This is a genomic window from Arthrobacter sp. Soil_N43, assembly GCF_057655195.1.
In genome coordinates this window covers 91,212-107,193 of record NZ_JBDGML010000084.1, presented here as the reverse complement: position 1 = coordinate 107,193, position 15,982 = coordinate 91,212, and the positions used below count along the sequence as shown (strand labels likewise).

The 15,982-nt window shown below is 66.7% G+C and carries 17 protein-coding genes, 1 tRNA gene and 1 riboswitch; of the genes, 5 read left to right on the top strand and 13 right to left on the bottom strand.

Annotated elements, in window-relative coordinates; genetic code table 11:
* Window positions 1-92: 92 nt before the first annotated feature.
* From AC3A3W_RS09945 to AC3A3W_RS09930, 4 genes are all read right to left on the bottom strand, one after another.
* Entirely contained in the window at window positions 93-1,523 is a 1,431-nt protein-coding gene (locus tag AC3A3W_RS09945; RefSeq protein WP_487442380.1) for a D-alanyl-D-alanine carboxypeptidase family protein, read from the bottom strand.
* Window positions 1,524-1,580: 57 nt separating this feature from the next.
* Window positions 1,581-2,108, bottom strand: coding sequence for a SixA phosphatase family protein (locus tag AC3A3W_RS09940; RefSeq protein WP_487442379.1), 528 nt, complete (start codon window positions 2,106-2,108; stop codon window positions 1,581-1,583).
* A 48-nt stretch (window positions 2,109-2,156) separates the two neighbouring features.
* Window positions 2,157-2,360, bottom strand: coding sequence for a dodecin family protein (locus tag AC3A3W_RS09935; protein ID WP_400579948.1), 204 nt, complete (start codon window positions 2,358-2,360; stop codon window positions 2,157-2,159).
* A 142-nt stretch (window positions 2,361-2,502) separates the two neighbouring features.
* The gene (locus tag AC3A3W_RS09930; RefSeq protein ID WP_205654128.1) at window positions 2,503-3,372 is read right to left on the bottom strand and encodes a winged helix-turn-helix domain-containing protein; all 870 of its coding nucleotides are present in this window, start codon (window positions 3,370-3,372) and stop codon (window positions 2,503-2,505) included.
* Between the two features lie 668 nt (window positions 3,373-4,040).
* Between AC3A3W_RS09930 and AC3A3W_RS09925 the strand changes: the two genes are divergently transcribed.
* The 3 genes from AC3A3W_RS09925 to AC3A3W_RS09915 all read left to right on the top strand — a co-directional run bounded on the left by AC3A3W_RS09925 (window position 4,041) and on the right by AC3A3W_RS09915 (window position 7,418).
* Window positions 4,041-4,781 (top strand): response regulator transcription factor, encoded by a 741-nt coding sequence (locus tag AC3A3W_RS09925; protein WP_487442376.1) that lies wholly within the window; start codon window positions 4,041-4,043, stop codon window positions 4,779-4,781.
* 5 nt (window positions 4,782-4,786) lie between these two features.
* A complete protein-coding gene (locus tag AC3A3W_RS09920; protein ID WP_487442384.1) occupies window positions 4,787-6,343 on the top strand; it encodes a HAMP domain-containing sensor histidine kinase in 1,557 nt (518 codons plus the stop codon).
* Between the two features lie 94 nt (window positions 6,344-6,437).
* Window positions 6,438-6,600: riboswitch (cyclic di-AMP (ydaO/yuaA leader) on the top strand.
* Between the two features lie 5 nt (window positions 6,601-6,605).
* Window positions 6,606-7,418, top strand: a complete 813-nt coding sequence (locus AC3A3W_RS09915) for an aggregation-promoting factor C-terminal-like domain-containing protein (protein WP_487442374.1) — start codon at window positions 6,606-6,608, stop codon at window positions 7,416-7,418.
* A gap of 168 nt (window positions 7,419-7,586) precedes the next feature.
* Here the strand turns inward: AC3A3W_RS09915 and AC3A3W_RS09910 are convergent, their stop codons facing one another.
* From AC3A3W_RS09910 to AC3A3W_RS09895, 4 genes are read right to left on the bottom strand one after another with little or no spacing between them, the layout of a single operon-like run.
* The gene (locus AC3A3W_RS09910; RefSeq protein ID WP_487442373.1) at window positions 7,587-8,267 is read right to left on the bottom strand and encodes an HAD-IA family hydrolase; all 681 of its coding nucleotides are present in this window, start codon (window positions 8,265-8,267) and stop codon (window positions 7,587-7,589) included.
* Between the two features lie 43 nt (window positions 8,268-8,310).
* Window positions 8,311-8,688, bottom strand: coding sequence for a VOC family protein (locus AC3A3W_RS09905; RefSeq protein ID WP_487442371.1), 378 nt, complete (start codon window positions 8,686-8,688; stop codon window positions 8,311-8,313).
* Window positions 8,689-8,748: 60 nt separating this feature from the next.
* On the bottom strand, window positions 8,749-9,384 hold the full coding sequence (gene upp, locus AC3A3W_RS09900) for a uracil phosphoribosyltransferase (protein WP_487442369.1): 636 nt from the start codon (window positions 9,382-9,384) through the stop codon (window positions 8,749-8,751).
* Window positions 9,385-9,396: 12 nt separating this feature from the next.
* A complete protein-coding gene (locus AC3A3W_RS09895; RefSeq protein ID WP_487442367.1) occupies window positions 9,397-10,239 on the bottom strand; it encodes a phosphatase PAP2 family protein in 843 nt (280 codons plus the stop codon).
* A 59-nt stretch (window positions 10,240-10,298) separates the two neighbouring features.
* On the opposite strand from AC3A3W_RS09895, the gene AC3A3W_RS09890 reads away from it, so the two are divergent.
* The gene (locus AC3A3W_RS09890) at window positions 10,299-10,811 is read left to right on the top strand and encodes a nucleoside deaminase (RefSeq protein WP_487442365.1); all 513 of its coding nucleotides are present in this window, start codon (window positions 10,299-10,301) and stop codon (window positions 10,809-10,811) included.
* Between the two features lie 23 nt (window positions 10,812-10,834).
* Here AC3A3W_RS09890 and AC3A3W_RS09885 read toward each other — a convergent pair whose 3' ends face one another.
* Genes AC3A3W_RS09885 through AC3A3W_RS09870 form a run of 4 tightly spaced genes read right to left on the bottom strand, consistent with a single transcriptional unit; the run spans window position 10,835 to window position 14,648 of the window.
* Window positions 10,835-12,079, bottom strand: a complete 1,245-nt coding sequence (locus AC3A3W_RS09885; protein WP_487442363.1) for a DNA glycosylase AlkZ-like family protein — start codon at window positions 12,077-12,079, stop codon at window positions 10,835-10,837.
* 4 nt (window positions 12,080-12,083) lie between these two features.
* Window positions 12,084-13,217, bottom strand: a complete 1,134-nt coding sequence (locus tag AC3A3W_RS09880; RefSeq protein ID WP_487442361.1) for a glycosyltransferase family 4 protein — start codon at window positions 13,215-13,217, stop codon at window positions 12,084-12,086.
* A gap of 9 nt (window positions 13,218-13,226) precedes the next feature.
* Window positions 13,227-13,619, bottom strand: a complete 393-nt coding sequence (locus tag AC3A3W_RS09875; protein WP_487442359.1) for a 6-pyruvoyl trahydropterin synthase family protein — start codon at window positions 13,617-13,619, stop codon at window positions 13,227-13,229.
* 3 nt (window positions 13,620-13,622) lie between these two features.
* A complete protein-coding gene (locus AC3A3W_RS09870) occupies window positions 13,623-14,648 on the bottom strand; it encodes a zinc-dependent alcohol dehydrogenase (protein WP_487442357.1) in 1,026 nt (341 codons plus the stop codon).
* Between the two features lie 148 nt (window positions 14,649-14,796).
* Between AC3A3W_RS09870 and AC3A3W_RS09865 the strand changes: the two genes are divergently transcribed.
* Window positions 14,797-14,886, top strand: a tRNA-Ser gene (locus AC3A3W_RS09865).
* Between the two features lie 132 nt (window positions 14,887-15,018).
* On the opposite strand, the gene AC3A3W_RS09860 is transcribed toward AC3A3W_RS09865, so the two are convergent.
* Entirely contained in the window at window positions 15,019-15,795 is a 777-nt protein-coding gene (locus AC3A3W_RS09860) for a type 1 glutamine amidotransferase domain-containing protein (protein WP_487442355.1), read from the bottom strand.
* Window positions 15,796-15,982 lie beyond the last annotated feature (187 nt).

The window sequence follows — 15,982 nt, the reverse complement described above, 5'->3', positions numbered from 1 at the left end:
CCGGCCGCCCGGCGTCGCCGCGCCAGCCGGCCGCACGCCGCTGACCCAGAACCTGATCAAAACCTGACCAGAAGGCCCCGCCGCCGATCGGGTCAGCGGAAGATGCTGTAGGGGCCCCATCCGCTGCCCACCTGCCGGCCGCCGGTGAACTGATTGGTGCCGAGGCTGTAATGGAACAGCCGCCCGTCGGCGGCCTTCGCCGTAAGCCCGCGCGTCCCCGAGCCCAGGAACCCGAACGAGGCATGGGACTGTGCGATGGCATTCCAGCCGTTCGCCAGCTTCCTCCTCGGCTCCGGCACGAACCTGGCCGCGCCGTCCGACCTGTACAGCAGGAGTTCGCCCGTTGACCTCGTGACCAGCAGGTCCTGCCTGCGGTCGTTGTCGAAGTCCGCCATGGCCAGCTTCATTCCCTGGAAGCCGAAACCGATGCGCTGCGGGGCGCCCAGTGCACCGCCGCCGGGGTTCGGGTAGTAGACCATGGTGCCGTCCGCTCCATACCCCACAACTCCCGGAAAGCGGTGCCCGTTATGCCACCTGCCCACCGTGATGTTCATGGTCTGCCAGCCGTTGGTTCCCACGATGATGGGGCTGAGGAATCCGCCGGAGCCCTTGCCGCGGTAGACCGTCAGCCTGCCGGTGTTCCATTGGGCGACGATGTCGTTGATTCCGTCGGCGTTCCAGTCCGCGACGAAGCCGGATTTCATGCCCGTCCATCCGGAACTGCCGATCTTCACGCGCGCGCCGAAACCGCCGCGGCCGTTGGCAGGATAGTTCCAGAGCGCCCCGCCGGGATCGGCGGCCAGCACATCGGCAGCGCTCCTGATGGTGGGCCTGAGCGAGAAGTACTGCTCCATCGTGGGGATGGCCCGGCTCTTCATGTCGACGGCCAGCGCAACCCCCACGTAGCGGAGGTGCCACGGCTCGTACGTGTACCCCGTGATGTGGGTATAGCCCTGCGGGTACCGCACAATGAACCCGTAGCGGTGCGCGTTGGCCGCCACCCAGCGTCCACCCGGGGTGTCCCCGAAGCAGGCCGTCAGCCCGCAGCCGCCGCCGACGTTCCCCACGTCCATGGCCAGGCCGGTCTGGTGCTCGCTGTAGCCGGGACGGGCAGAGATCTGGTCCGCGTACGCCTGGCCGTAGATCTGGACGTAGTAGTTGTACAGGTCACGCTGGGTGGCATAGGACCTGTAGCCGCTCACAACCTCCAGTGAATGCCCCGCAGCACGCGCTCCGGTGAAGAGCTGGTTTGCCGCCGTGGAGACGCCGCGCCGCAGAACGTGCCCGGTACCGTTCCATGACACCAAGTCCGGCGGAACGAACTGCAGCGGGTTCAGTGGCCGGGATTTATTGACCAGGACCCAGGGGTGGCTCGGAGTGGTCACAACACTCGTCGACAACTGCTCGCCTGACGGCGCTGCCTGGGCTGCCGGAGCACCGGCCAGGAACAAAGCAAGAACTACGACGGCGGCCGCGCACCGCCGGCCATACGCCCGCCACTGCATCCAACCAGAATCGCGCATGGCGGGCCCTTCCCCCTAGACGACGCTAGGTTAAGAGTACCCCGCGCGGCTGAGCTGCTAATGTGCGCGCGGAACCTTGAAGTGGGTTATTCGCGCGTCCTGGCCGTCCAGCTCCGCCCACGATTTTTCGGTTTCGAGGACGGTCAGTCCGCTGGTGGGAAAGCGCGTGGCGGCATCCATGTAGGCGTCGTGGTTCGAATCGCGGGACGCGAGGTGCATGGCGAGGTCCTGCACCCCGGGCATGTGGGAAATCACCATCAGCGTGGTGACAGTGTCCGGGACGTGGTTGATCACCGACAGCATGCGAAGCGCGGAAGCGCCGTAGAGCCCGTCCTCAAGTTTCGGCGTCGGAGCTTTGTCGCCCAGCTCGCTGCACACCCAGGTGCAGGTTTGCCTGGTCCGCAGGGCACTCGAGCACAGGATGAAGTCGGGGACGATGTTGTGCTTGACCAGCCATTTGCCCGCCAACGGAGCCTCGCGATGGCCGCGCTCTTCCAGCGGCCGGTCGTGGTCCGCGATGCCGCCGGGCCAATCGGCCTTGGCATGTCGCATGATGACCAGCCGCTTCTTGTGGTGCCCACTCATGCACTCACCCTACTACCCGGCCAGCGGGCCGGCCGGGCAGTGTCCCGCTCAGTCGTCCAGGACGAACGTCACTTCCAGCACCACATGCCATGCGACCACTTGACCGTCGGTGATTTCGACTTTCTGTTCCTTGACCCAGGCGCCGGAGACACCGCGCAGTGTCTTGTTGGCGCGGGCAATGCCTTCCTTGATGGCGTCGTCAAAAGAGGTTTTGGAGTTGGCGCTCAAGGTGGTGATGCGTGCGACGGACATGGTCTTCCTCCTCGTAGTCGGACGGACGGTCCGAGCCTACGCCGCAGCAGGAAAAGTCAACAGGGCGCAAACAAATGGCCCGGGAACACAAGCGAAAACGCCCGCCCCTCAGTGAGGAGCGGGCGCTTTGGCGCAAAGGAAGCTAGATCGAGTATTCCGGGGCAGCCCAGACGACAACCTCGGGGTGCTCGTAGAACCGGTAGCCCTGGCCGCGGACGGTGCGCACGGTGTTGGCTAGGCGGCCCAGCTTGGAGCGGAGGCGGCGGATGTGCACGTCGATGGTGCGCTCGTTGGGCACCTCCTCGGCGTTGCGCCACAGGCCTTCGAGGAGCTCATCGCGGCCCACGGTGCGGGTGCCGTTTTCGACGAGGTAGTTAAGAAGCTCGAACTCTTTGAACGTCAGGTTCAGGGATTCGCCGTCGAGGTGTACTTCGCGGCGGGCGAGGTCGATCAGGACGCCGGACGGGCGGGGGTCCTGGGCCGGCTGGAGCCGGGTGGTTTCGGTGCGCTGCCGGGAATTCACCGTCGGGTCACCAAAGGTGGAGCGGACGACGTCGAGCGCGGAACCGGGCGCACTGGCCGGCGCCACCGCGACGGCGGCGTAGCTCTCCGCGCCGGTAACCAGCGACTGGGCGTAAGCCCGGATCTCCTGGGCGAGCTTGGCAATGGAGGTGCCTGCAGCTGCGGCGGTCTCCTCGTCGATGCCCATGTACAGGACAAAACCGCGTGCCACATTGTCGTTCTGCACCGGCCGGACGGTGGCGCCGTGCGCCGGGGCCACCACAGGCGTGGGAGCGGTCAGCGGCGCGGCTTCCTCAGCCGGGACAGCGCGCAGCTGGCCGTAAGAATTGGGGTTGTATCCCTGGGGCGCGTAACCCGGCGCGGGGACGGCAGTGCCCTGGCCTGCGGGGAATGCGGGGCGGGCGCCAAAACCCTGGCGGTGGCCGGACGCTTGGCCAGGCTTGTTGGCGTTACGTACGGAGATGTGGACGTATCCAGATGCAACTGACATGAATGCTTACCTCAATGTGAATGGCCGTCATCGCGGCTCGAATGCTTGATTCCCCGCAATGGGTTCTGGGGAGGGCGCCCGACGCTGGGCTGGGGGGCGAATGCCTAAAAACTTTGTGGGGTAGAAAGTTAGGCGTGCATTCGACAACAGCGCATGTCGGCAGCAGCGGGTGTGCTGGGCCAATATTCTGCGGCTGCAGTTGCTGTTGAGTTCTTGTTCACATTTGAAAGTGTGCAACGTAACAATGAAAACTTGCAAGTAACAATGGGCCCCCTGGTCCACATGGTGAGATTAAATGCGTCATTGTGGGACAAATCACAATTCTGGAGAGCCTTGGTTTCCCACATATTTTTCCAGAACGAACGTTCAGGAAGACCATTTTTCCGAATTATCTGCGCCGAAGCCCTGATTTCGCGATGATTATTCAGCGGGATCAACGACGCCGGAATTCCGCGCCAGTGAATCGGCGATTGTCCAGCTATGACGCGGCCCGGAGTTGAAATTCTTCGCCGACGCACTCTTGCCCCGTCCGGTCAAGCGGACCAAGACAACGGCTTTCCGCACCTCAGGACCCTGTGCTGTCGTGTCCGGCTCGCTAGGCTGGGATTCACAGCCAGCGCACAGGAAGCTGAAAGCACCGGCTAACCAGCAGAACGGACAGTTGTTCCATGGCCACTTCGCACTCCATGACTAACAACCTCCCGCAGCTCACCCACCCGGACGGCTCCCCCATCCGTGCCCTCGTGGTGGATGACGAGCCCAGCCTCTCCGAGCTCATGAGCATGGGCCTTCGGATGGCGGGCTGGTCCGTCGCGGTGGCGGCCGACGGCCCTGAGGCGGTCAAGCTCGCAAAGGAGTTCCGACCGGACGTCCTGGTCCTCGACGTGATGCTCCCCGGGTTCGACGGCGTTGAGCTCCTCGGCAGGATCCGGTCGTTCGCGCCGGAGGTGCCCGCGCTGTTCCTCACGGCCAAGGATGCCGTGCAGGACCGCATCGTGGGCCTCGCCGCCGGCGGGGACGACTACGTGACCAAGCCCTTCAGCATGGAGGAAGTCCTGCTGCGGCTTCACCGCTTGGTGCAGCGCTCGGGGGTCGCCGCCATGGATACCGCCGAACTAGTGGTGGGAGACTTGGTCCTGAACCTGGACACCCGCGAAGTCACCCGGGCCGGGGACGACCTCCAGCTCACGGCCACGCAGTTCGAGCTGCTGCGCTACCTCATGGAAAACCCCAAGCGGGTGGTGAGCAAAGCGCAGATCCTGGACCGTGTGTGGAATTACGACTTCGGCGGCCAGGCCAACATCGTGGAGCTCTATATTTCGTACCTGCGCAAAAAGGTGGACGCCGTGCACCCGCCCATGATCCACACGGTCCGCGGCGCGGGCTACGTCATCAAACCGGCGGACTAGCCGTGATGAAGCTGACCGGCGCCTCCCGGAGCCAAAGGCGCCGCTGGCTGAATCCAGGGACCTGGCACCTCCGCACCCGCCTGGTCCTCGTGGCCATGGCCCTGCTGGTGGCCATCTGCGCCGTGGTCGGACTGTTCAGCTATGCCTCCATGAACTCCTTCCTCACCCGCCAGCTGGATGAACGGCTCACGGGCGCATCAGACCGTGCCCGCGTCTTCGGCCGGCCGCCCCTCGGGCAACAGGGGAACAGGCCCGATCCTTTGGACGCCAAGGGCCAGGGACCCGGAACGCTCGTGGGCCGGATAGAAAACGGACAGGTGTGGAGCGCGGGCGTCCTCACCAAGGAGGGCACCCGTGCCGCGGTTTCTGCAGCCGACAACCAGGTTCTCCTGAGCCTGACCCCCAACGGGGCCCCGGCCGACCGGACGCTGTCCACCGGCGACTACCGCCTGGTCGCCGACCAGGCGCCCTACGGGGATGTCATCGTCACGGGCCTCCCCCTGGCCGACAAGCAGAACACCCTGACGTCCCTCATCTGGACCATCAGCATTGTGTCGCTGGGGGGCCTTGTGCTGATCGGCCTGGCCGGAACGGTGATCATCCGCCGCACCATGAAGCCGCTAGAACAGCTTTCCGAGGTTGCCACGCAGGTTTCACGCCTGCCCCTCGACGCCGGCGAAGTGGCACTGGCAGTCCGCGTCCCGCCGTCGAACTCCCATCCCGGAACCGAAGTGGGCAGCGTGGGGTACGCCCTCAACCTCATGCTGGACAACGTGTCCAACGCGCTGGAGGCCCGGCAGGAGAACGAAATGAAGGTCCGCCAGTTCGTGGCGGACGCTTCCCACGAACTCCGCACGCCGCTCACCGCCATCCGCGGGTACACCGAGCTGATGCGCATGACCGAGACCCTCACCCCGGACGGCCAGCGGTCCCTCGCCCGGGTGCAGAGCCAGTCCGAGCGGATGACCACGCTGGTGGAGGATCTGCTGCTGCTCGCCCGGCTCGACGAGGGCCAACCGCTCAAACTCGGTGACGTGGACCTGACCCAGCTGGTGATCGAGACCCTGAGTGATGAAAAAGTCATGGCTCCGGACCGCACCTGGCACCTGGAACTCCCGGACGAGCCGGTGGTGGTGCGCGGCGACGCCGCCCAGCTGCACCAGGTGCTGGTCAACCTGCTGTCGAATGCGCGCAAGCATACTGGTCCGGGCACCACGGTGGCCACCGGAGTCGCGAGGGCAGCGGACGGCACTGCGGCAATCACCGTGACTGACGACGGCGCGGGCATCCCGCCGGAGTTCGTGGACCGGGTTTTCGCGCGCTTCGCCCGCGCAGACGCGTCCCGCACGGTCCGGGTGCCGGCCGGAGCCGTCCCGGCCGGAGGAAGTCCAGTGGACCAGGCATCGGCCGAGGGAACCAGCGGGCTGGGCCTTTCGATCGTCCAGTCCATCATCGAAGCCCACGGGGGCACAGTGGCCGTGGCGTCGCGGCCCGGGCGGACCGAATTCACCGTACGCCTGCCCGTGCGGCCTGCCGCACAAGGCGACGCGCCGTCGTCGTGATGTCCGTTACCTAAATGTGACTTAAGCGTTGGCCTCCTGTACGGTCGATAGCGTGCGGCCATCATCTGGGCCGCATATCCGGATGGACGCCCAGCTCTGCCGCTTCCCGGATTCCGCTTGACCAGGCAGAGGCGGGGGAACCAGAGTCCCGGGCAATCCGCATCAGCCCTTGGGGTGAAGCCGACACGTGAATTTCCGTGCGGCCGGATGACCTCATCCGAACCCGACAGCTAACTCCGCAGGTGTTGAGAGGCAATCCACCATGTCTGATTTCAAGGTACAACCACGCCCTGATCGCGATCCCAAGTCCCGGCAGAAGATTTCACGCCACCGCGCCGAACCCGCACAGCCCGCATCAGCCTGGGCCCGTCTCACTGCAGACATCCCGTCGTTCGGCCGCCGCGCAGCCGTTGTCGCCACCGCCTGCGCCGTCCTTATCGGCGTCGGCGCGGCCGGCCAGGCTGCCGAGCAGGCCACTCCCCAGGCAACGTCCGAAGCGGCCCCTGCCGCCGCCGACGCTGGGCAGAAGCTCAACTTCGACAAGACGCTGATCTCCGCTTTGCCTGCCCCGACGGCTGCCCCGGTGGCACCCCAGTCGGTGGCCAAGCCGACGCCCAAGGCTGCTCCGAAGGCCGCCCCAAAGCCCGCGGCTGCCAAGCCCGCTGCCGCGCAGCCCAAGGCTGCGGCCGCCGCAAAGGCTGTTGCCCCGGCCAAGGTTGCCCCGGCCAAAGCCGCGGCCCCCAAGCCTGCAGCGCCTGTAGCAGTGGACGACCCGGCCGGCGCGCAGGCCTACGCCGCCAGCAAGCTGTCCTCGCACGGCTGGGCGGCAGACCAGATGCAATGCCTGAAGAAACTCTGGACCAAGGAGTCCGAGTGGCGCACCACCGCGACGAACCCCAGCAGCGGAGCCTATGGCGTGGTGCAGTCCCTGCCTGCCGAGAAAATGGCGAGTGCCGGAGCTGACTACCGCACCAACTACCGCACGCAGATCAACTGGGGCCTTGACTACATCGAGGAGCGCTACGGCTCCCCCTGCGCTGCACTGAACTTCCACTACGCCAACAACTGGTACTAAGCCGCCAGCCAGCTCTCCATGGCGGTGGCGGAGGCGGTTCGCCGCGCATATCTGCACCGCTTTGAATTTCCGAAGGGCCCTGGATCCCCGTGATCCCGGGCCCTTCGGCATCGGTGCGCCCTGCTGCAGGCGGGAAAGTGGTGCAGAAACGCGCCAGAGCGAAATGCGTCAGAGCAAGAAAGAAATGACGGGTCGGCCGTCCGGGCCGGCTTCCACCGAGGCTGACACCGCGGAGTAGTCCGGGATGTGCAGCACGCCGTCGGGCACCACCCCGGTATTCGGGCCCACCGCCACGGTCCGGATTCCGGCAGCCAGGCCGGCCGCGATCCCGGCTGGCGCGTCCTCGAAGACCACGGCATCCGCAGGTTCCACGCCCAGCAGCTCGGCGGCGCGCAGGTATCCCTCGGGATGCGGTTTGCCGCGGGTGACAAGGTCCGCCGTGACGGCAGTGGCCGGCATGGGCAGGCCCGCCGCACCCATGCGGACATCTGCCAGTATTCGGTCCGCTGAGGTCACCAGTGCCACCGCATCGCCGGGCAGGGCCCGCAGGAGTTCGGCAGCCCCCGGCAACGCGACGATGCCTTCGGTCCGGACCCGCTCCATTGCGCCGAGTTCGGCGGTGAGTGCCACAACATCCGCACCGGCGGGGGCAAACCGCCGCACGGTGTCCCCTGCCTGAACGCCGTGCGAAGTCCGCAGGATCTCTGCGATGTCGAGACCGTACCGCTCGGCAAACTCACCCCACACCTGCTCCACCACCGCCGTGGAATCAACCAGTGTGCCGTCCATGTCAAAGAGGGCGGCACGGGCGACCAGGGCAGTGGAGACGGATTCGGCAGGAAAGTTCATGCATCCATCCTGCCTCACGGCGGGGCAGCGGGACGTCTGCCGCTCAGCCGTTGGGCCTGCTGGCCATGTATTGCACGGCCCACTTGTTGCCGTCGGGATCGGCGAAGTAGACGAAGTGGCCCCAGTCCTGCACGTCCACGTCGCTGACGTCCACGCCGTTGGCCTTCAGCTGGTCGTGGGCTGCGTGGATGTCGCTGACCACGAGCTGGAGGCTGGGTGCGGTGCCCGGCGGGGCGTCGTTGAGGCCTTCGCCGATGGCAATCGAGCAGCCGGAGCCCGGAGGGGTCAGCTGGACGAAACGGATGCCGTCCATGGGCCTCTCGTCGTAATCGGCATTGAAGCCGACCTTGTTGACGTAGAAGTCCTTGGCGCGGTCCACGTCGGACACCGGGACGAAGACGAGTTCAAGTTTCCAGTCCATGGTGCACAGGCTAACCCGCGGGCGGAATGATAAGGAAGGGTCCGGGGCAGGTGGCCTGAGTCAGTGGGCGATGCCGTACAGCCGGTCGCCCGCGTCGCCCAGCCCGGGAACGATGTAGGACTTCTCGTTCAGTTTCTCGTCAATCGAGGCCAGCACGATGGTGACGTTGGCGTCGGACAGCTCTTCCTCAAGTTTGGCCAGGCCCTCCGGGGCGGCCAGCAGGCAGATGCACGTGACATCGGAAGCCCCGCGCCTGAAGAGGAACTTGATGGCCTCCCGCAGCGTGCCGCCGGTGGCGAGCATCGGGTCCAGAACGAAGATCTGCCGGTCCGTGAGGTTTTCCGGGAGCCGCTCGGCGTAGGTGATGATGTCCAGGGTTTCCTCGTCGCGGGCCATGCCAAGGAATCCGACCTCGGCCGTGGGGACCAGCTTGGTCATCCCTTCGAGCATGCCCAGGCCGGCCCGCAGGATCGGGACAACGAGGGGTGTGGGCTTGGTGAATGCTGTGCCCACCGTGGAGGAAACGGGGGTCTCAATGGTGACAGGCTCGGTGCGGACGTCGCGGGTTGCCTCATAGGCGAGGAGGGTGACGAGCTCCTCGGTCAGTTGACGGAAGACCGGTGACGGTGTGTTCTTATCCCGCAGGACGGTGAGCTTGTGGGCGACCAGCGGGTGGTCCACGACGAGAGTTCGCATGGGTCAAAACTATCACCCGGAGGAGGGCTCCCCGCCGCGGCTTCCGCCACCTGCGGCAGCACCGCCGCGGCCGTTCTCCGGGTCGCCTGTACCTACGTCGGAAGACGCTTTGTCCGACAGATGGGCCGGGTGCTCGAAGGTCGGCGCCGGACCTGCATGCTCACGGCGCCGGATGACGTGGAACAGCCTGTGGGCCATGATCACAATGCCCACCCACGCGAACCCCAGCAGCCACGCCGCCATCACATCCGTCATCCAGTGGTGCCCCAGGAACACCCGGCTCAGGCCCATCGCGATGATGAACAACACACCCACCGTGATGACGGACGCACGGATCAGGTTTTTCTGCGTTTGCAGGCACATCAGGTACACCACGACGCCGATCACCACCGTCGTGTTGAGGGTGTGTCCGCTCGGAAAAGACGGCGAAAACTCGAAGGGCGGAACGGCGTCAATGTGGTCCGGACGGACCCGCCCCATGAGCGTCTTGCTCACAGTCGTGGCGGTGATTGATACCGCCGCCGCGCCGCCCACCAGGATGAGCGGCCGCCAGCTGCGGCTGACATAGGTCAGCCAGGCGACGAGGATGCTCGCCAGAATGGGCATGCCGATGCCGCCGCCGATGTTGGTGAACGCCGTGACGGCAGCATCCAGGCCGGGATTTCGGTATTGCTTGGCCATCTCAAGGGCAGGCTGGTCCAGGCCGGCAACGCCATCCTTGGCCACAACGCTCTGGTAGACCTCGGCTCCGAGCAGCGCCATGGTGATCACCAGGAAGCCGCCCACTATGAGCGTGATCCACAGCGCCGCGTACGGGCCGAGCCACCGGCCAAACCGATCATTCAGGGATTTCATTTTCTCTCCCGGCCACGCGCTGTCCGAAGCTAAGTACCCTTCGAAACTATCATTGAGCCATGGCACCGGCAGATCCGCAACACCTCGAATGGATGGGCCTTGCCCTCGAAGAAGCCCGGCGGGCGCTGGCCACCGAGGATGTGCCCATCGGCGCCGTCGTCATCGGTCCCGACGGCGCGGTGCTGGGATCCGGACGGAACGAACGGGAGGCGCTGGGTGACCCCACCGCCCACGCCGAAGTCGTCGCCATCCGGGAGGCTGCCGCCCGGCTCCGCGAGCGGTCTGTGCGCCAGGGCGGCCGCGGCGACGGCTGGCGGCTCGAGGACTGCACCCTGGTGGTGACACTGGAACCCTGTGCCATGTGTGCAGGTGCGATCGTGCTGGCGAGGATTCACCGCGTGGTGTTCGGTGCCTGGGATGAGAAGGCGGGGGCAGCGGGCTCCGTATTCGACATCCTCCGTGAGCGCCGCCTCAACCATTGGGTTGAGGTCTACGGGGGCGTCCAGGAAGAGGAATGCGGTGCCGTACTGCGGGAATTCTTCGCCGCCCACCGGGGTGCGACGCGCCTGTGAGCCCCTAAACCCTGTAAGCCTCCCTAACCGCGGCCGCCGGCAGCGTCCAGCGCGTCGACCCTCTCCTGCCGGGACGCCGGCGAGTCCAGGCTGTAGGAGCGGAAATCACCGAGGTCCTCCTGGATCCAGGCCTCCACCTCAGCGATGCGGCGTGCAACAGCCGGCGTGGGGCCGTCGAAGAGCCAGTGCGCGATCCGCGCCTTGCCGGGATCGTACTGCCACAGCCCGATGATGCGTCCGCGGTCCAGGATGGGGTGGTCCGGGAGGTCCGCCTGCAGCGCCAGCGTGGAATTCAGCACCTTCCGGCCTTTGTCTGCCTCGGCGAACAGGTCAGCAGAGTTCCGCCGCTGCAGCACGAGGGAGTCAGTTCCTGCCAGCAGTTGGATCTGCTCCTTCTCCGGCGCCGTGAACCGGCTGAGGCGGTCGACGTCGTCGGGCAGCATCCACAGGGGCCCGCCACTTAAGGTGGGAACCTCGACGGCGCCGGTGGCGGCCAGCGCCGCTTTGCTCTGGGCGACGGTGAAGCCGCTGAACCACTGGGACTGCCCAAGGGTGGCGCCGCCGGTCCAGCCCAGGTAGCGGCGGATCAGCTCCGCCCGGGCGTCCTCGGGGCCGAGCGTGCTGCGCGGCAATCCCCAGGGGGTGTAGGTGTAGCGCTGCTGGTCCAGGCGGCCGTTGACGGGAACCCGGCGGATCCGGCCGTCCGCCTGCAGCAGTCCCAGGGCCGTGGGCAAGGTGGTGGACGCGCCTTTTTTCCTGCCCTCCTCGCCAAGGCTCCGGACGGATTCACCCAGTTCGTCCCTGAGTTGCTTGGGGTCCATGGGGCCTTCGGCTTCAGAGAGCACGTGCAGGATCTGTTCCTCGAGCAGGGTGATCTCGCCGCGGTCCACGCCCAGCCGGGCCAGGACCCTGAAGGCCTCCTCGGCGTTCCTGCCCAGGCTCAGTGCCCAGGCGAAGTCTTCCCGGCCCAGGACGTAGGCGCAGCCCCGCGCCGTGGGAAGCTCATGGATCTTCAGGTCCAGCACGTCCTGGTCCACTTGGTCGCGGCGGATGCCGGCCCGCGCAAAGAGCGTGAGGTACGGGTTGGCGCCGCCCACCGAGCGCGCCCACCCGGCGCGGGCGAGCACCTCTTCGGACGTGGCGCCGGCGAGGCTGCCGTCCAGCCCCTGTTTGTGCCAAGCCCACGCACGGAGCAGCCCGGGCGTGAGCCGTTCAGCCTGGGGGCCGTCGGCGCCGACGCTGTCAGGGGTCGAGACGTGGGTAGTCATGCGCTCATTGTCCACCGGCATCCCGGAGCCAGGAATGCCCGGGCTGCGGTGTAGCTCCGCCTATGACGTCCAGCACGCACCGGGCGGTCGCATCCCAGCCCGGCAGCCGTTCCCTGCCGGCGAGCGCCGCCCGGCGCCACGCGGCCTGCCGCTCCGGCGAGGTGAGCCAGCTCCGCAGCGTTTCGGCGAGCGGGGCCGGGTCCGAGTCAAGGACGACGACGGCCCCCGGCAGGGCGGATTCGTCGCCTTCCGGCGTGGTCCCGTGCTGTGCGCCGAGATTCAGTGCCTCCACCGCACCCGTGCCGGCACGCACCACCACCGGCACGCCCCGCGCCAGCGATTCGGTGACCGCCATCCCGAAGGCCTCCACTTTGGAGACGAGCAGGCTCAGGTCCGCGGCGTGCCATTCATTCTCCAGTGCCTGCCCCTTCAGCTCGCCGGCGAGGCGCACGCGGCCCTCCAGGCCGGACTCCTGCAGCGCCGCCCTGACCTCCCGCGCGTAGCCAGGGTCGGCCTCGTCGGAACCGACCAGGGCCGCCGTCCACGGCAGGTCCTGCAGCCGTGACAGGGCACCCAGGACGATCAGCTGGTCCTTGTTGGGCAGCAGGGCCGCCACGGAGACGAGATGCGGCGGGTCCGATCCTTCGGCCGGCTCCCCCATGTCCGTTCCGGGGAGCGCCACGTGCACGTTGCCGGTGCCATGGCGGCGGGTGATCTCGGCGGCGACGGAGCCGCTGGTGCAGATCACGCCGGCGGCGGCGCTGAGGGCGCGGATCTCCAGCTGCGGGTGGTCGAGCAGGACCATGTGCAGCAGGATCCACGGCGGCTGCCCGGCCGCTGCCGCGGCTTCCAGGGCCTCCGGGGCTCCGGAAGCGATGAGCCCGTCCACTATGGTGACCGTGCCGCCCGCCGCGGACCCCGCGTCGTGGGCGGCGGCACCCTCCCCCAGGACGCGGGCGAACCGCCGTCGGTCCTCACTGCTGCCCACCGGCCAGTTACCGTCCACCCGTTCCACGGTGGCGCTGACGCCCAATTGGGCGAGTCCGCGCACCAGGGATGCGTTGTAGACGTTCCCGCCGGAGCTGTGGAGGATGTTGCCGGGAACGAGCAGGCGGACGGCGGCTGGGCGGGGCTGCATGGGGGGCTGCTATTCGAAGTCGAGGGTGTAGGTGGCCCAGGCGTCCGGGTTTTCCCGCAGCGTGACGTCCAGGCCGGACAGCTCTCGGCCGTCCACGTCGTCACGGATCTGCGCCGCCACCGCGTCGGCGATGTACTGCGCCAGGGCTTCGGTGGTGCTCAGCTTGCCGTCGAAGTCGGGGTGTTCGTCCAGGTTGCGGTAGTTGAGCCCGGCGAGCACCTTTTCGATGATGGTGCCCGCGGCGCCGATGTCCAGGACGATGGCGTCCTCGTTGAGCGCACGACGGCGGAAGGTCACCTCTGCCACGAATGTCGCCCCGTGCAGTGCCTGCGCGGGCCCGAACGCCTCCCGGGGCAGGCTGTGGGCAATCATGAAGTGGCGGCGGACGGTCAGGCTGAACACTGGTTACCTCGTGGTTTCTGTTGTGGGGTATTCGGTGGCTGCAGGGTATTCGATGACATGGCACAGCGCCTCCAGCGTGCCTTCCGACAGCCGCTCGACGACGCCGGGCAGTTCCGTGAACGCGGACGTGCCGGTGAGGAAGGCGTCGAAGACGGGGTCTGTCAGCAGTGACGCCGCGGTCTCGAGGCGCTGGGCATTGGTGCGGCGGTGGCGCCGCGCCCTGGCCACGGTACCCACTTGGCTGGCACGGATGGAGAGCCTGCGGGCGTGGAAGTCCTCCCCCAGTGCCAGGGCGACCTTCCGGTCCGCATACCAGGACATCTCGATGATTTCGCCTTCGTCGCCCACGAGCTTCAGGCTGCGCTCCAGCCCTCCCTCGGAAGCGGAGCAGTGGAAGACGATGTCGCAGTCCGGCAGGGCGTCGTCCGGGTGGGCAAAGTCCACGCCCAAAGCGTCGGCGAGTTCCTTGCGTCCCGGATCGAGGTCCACCAGCTGGAGGCGCGCGAGCGGGAAGGTGCGGAGCAGCGTTGCCACCATGCCGCCCACCAGTCCTGCGCCGATCACCGCGATGCGGTCGCCCAGCCTCGGTCCCGCCTCCCACAGCGCGTTGACGGCCGTCTCCACGGTGCCGGTGAGCACCGCCCGGCGGGGCGGGACGCCGTCGGGAATGCGGGTCAGCGCGGAGACCGGGACGACGTACCGGTCCTGGTGCGGGTGGAGGCAGAAGACCGTCTGGCCGGGCCAGTCGTCCGGCCCCTCCTCCACGACTCCGACGGAGAGGTAGCCGAACTTCACGGGAGAGGGAAACGAGCCCTCCTGGTGCGGGGCCCGCATCTGCTCCGCGACGCACGGCGGAACGGCGGCATGGTGCACCACAAGTTCGGTGCCTTTGCTGATTCCCGAATAGAGGGTCCTGACCAGCGCCTCGTCTTCGCCCGGACGGCGGAGCTCCTCGGCGCGCAGTTCACCCTGCTCAGGGCCGATGGTCCAGTATGCGGTTGCTTCTGCGTGCTGCGGAGAGGTAGTCATCTTGCTTATGAATCTAGTGCCCGGCCGCCTGCGGGCGGAAGAGGACGCCCGGCGTGGCCTGTCTGTGTGCGCGTATCTGCGCGCGGGCGGCAGGTCCGCAGCCGCCGTTTTGGGGATGCGGGCCTTGCTCCGGTACCCTAGTCAGGTTGGTGACGTGTCCGAGCGGCCGAAGGTGCAACACTCGAAATGTTGTTTGGTGTCAAAGCCAACGTGGGTTCAAATCCCACCGTCACCGCCAAATAGCGGGGCCCCTGCTTCCCTTTGTTGAGGGAAGCAGGGGCCTTTTGCTTTGCCCGCGAAATTCGCCCCGCAGTAAGGCAGCGGTAACAGAAATCTCGCGGGGCTCTGTGCTTTCAGCGCGCTGTTGGTGTTAGTGCTCCGCTGCCGCGGCATCCTTCTTGGCGTTCTTTTCGGCGTCCTTCTCGGCGCGCAGAGCCTCCGCATCGTGCTGTTCCTCGGCTTTTTCCTTGTGGATGACCTCTGCCAGGAGCTTCTCCATCTCCTTGGCGACGCCGGCCGCTGATGCCGGGTTCTGGCCGGTTACCAGCCGGTCGTCCACCACGACTTTCTCTTCAAAGACGCCAGTGGAGACGTGGGTCGCGCCCTGTTCCTCAAGCCGGTCTGCCAAGAAGAACGGGATGACCTTGTCCTTCCCTGCGGCAACCTCCTCGTCGTTGGTGAAGGCAGCGACCTTCCTGCCCTCGACTAGCCGAAATCCGTTGGCCAACTCGACGTTCAGCAATCCGGCCGGCCCGTGGCAGACAGCACCCACCACGCCGCCCGCGTTGTAGACGCTGGCTACCAGGTTCTGCAGGCCCTCGCTGTCCGGGAAGTCCCACATGGTGCCGTGGCCTCCCACGAGGTAGACGGCGTCGTACTGGTCCGGATCAACGACGTCGACGCGGGCAGTGTTGTATAGACCGGCGCGCGTGGTCTCGTCCTCCGTGAAGGCAACCTGGATGGGATCATCCACGTCCACCTCGTCGCGTGGGGGCTGGCCTCCCTGGATGGACGCGAAGTCGACGAAATGCCCGGAATCCTTGAAGACCTTCCAGGGATGCGCAGCCTCAGCCACGTTGTACCCGGTCTTCTCTCCGGTATCGCCGATCTCGGAAACGCTGGTCAATACCATGAGGATTTTCTTCATGAAGTGCTCCTTTCGTCCGACTTCCACCCTACGCCCAGCCCTGTTCAGGCCCTCCTTCCCCGTCTTTGAAGATGTGGCCATTTGCGCCTCGAATCGCCCATACAAGGCCTCCTGGGAACAAGTACGAGCCCCGTCCTTCTGGACGGGGCTCGTACTCTGGTTCGTGTGGACCTGGCGGATACGCGCC

Coding starts and splice junctions, on each gene's coding strand:
- AC3A3W_RS09945 (WP_487442380.1), bottom strand. CDS start 1,523: ATGCGCGATTCTGGTTGGATGCAGTGGCGGGCGTATGGCCGGCGGTGC.
- AC3A3W_RS09940 (WP_487442379.1), bottom strand. CDS start 2,108: ATGAGTGGGCACCACAAGAAGCGGCTGGTCATCATGCGACATGCCAAG.
- AC3A3W_RS09935 (WP_400579948.1), bottom strand. CDS start 2,360: ATGTCCGTCGCACGCATCACCACCTTGAGCGCCAACTCCAAAACCTCT.
- AC3A3W_RS09930 (WP_205654128.1), bottom strand. CDS start 3,372: ATGTCAGTTGCATCTGGATACGTCCACATCTCCGTACGTAACGCCAAC.
- AC3A3W_RS09925 (WP_487442376.1), top strand. CDS start 4,041: ATGGCCACTTCGCACTCCATGACTAACAACCTCCCGCAGCTCACCCAC.
- AC3A3W_RS09920 (WP_487442384.1), top strand. CDS start 4,787: ATGAAGCTGACCGGCGCCTCCCGGAGCCAAAGGCGCCGCTGGCTGAAT.
- AC3A3W_RS09915 (WP_487442374.1), top strand. CDS start 6,606: ATGTCTGATTTCAAGGTACAACCACGCCCTGATCGCGATCCCAAGTCC.
- AC3A3W_RS09910 (WP_487442373.1), bottom strand. CDS start 8,267: ATGAACTTTCCTGCCGAATCCGTCTCCACTGCCCTGGTCGCCCGTGCC.
- AC3A3W_RS09905 (WP_487442371.1), bottom strand. CDS start 8,688: ATGGACTGGAAACTTGAACTCGTCTTCGTCCCGGTGTCCGACGTGGAC.
- upp (WP_487442369.1), bottom strand. CDS start 9,384: ATGCGAACTCTCGTCGTGGACCACCCGCTGGTCGCCCACAAGCTCACC.
- AC3A3W_RS09895 (WP_487442367.1), bottom strand. CDS start 10,239: ATGAAATCCCTGAATGATCGGTTTGGCCGGTGGCTCGGCCCGTACGCG.
- AC3A3W_RS09890 (WP_487442365.1), top strand. CDS start 10,299: ATGGCACCGGCAGATCCGCAACACCTCGAATGGATGGGCCTTGCCCTC.
- AC3A3W_RS09885 (WP_487442363.1), bottom strand. CDS start 12,079: ATGACTACCCACGTCTCGACCCCTGACAGCGTCGGCGCCGACGGCCCC.
- AC3A3W_RS09880 (WP_487442361.1), bottom strand. CDS start 13,217: ATGCAGCCCCGCCCAGCCGCCGTCCGCCTGCTCGTTCCCGGCAACATC.
- AC3A3W_RS09870 (WP_487442357.1), bottom strand. CDS start 14,648: ATGACTACCTCTCCGCAGCACGCAGAAGCAACCGCATACTGGACCATC.
- AC3A3W_RS09860 (WP_487442355.1), bottom strand. CDS start 15,795: ATGAAGAAAATCCTCATGGTATTGACCAGCGTTTCCGAGATCGGCGAT.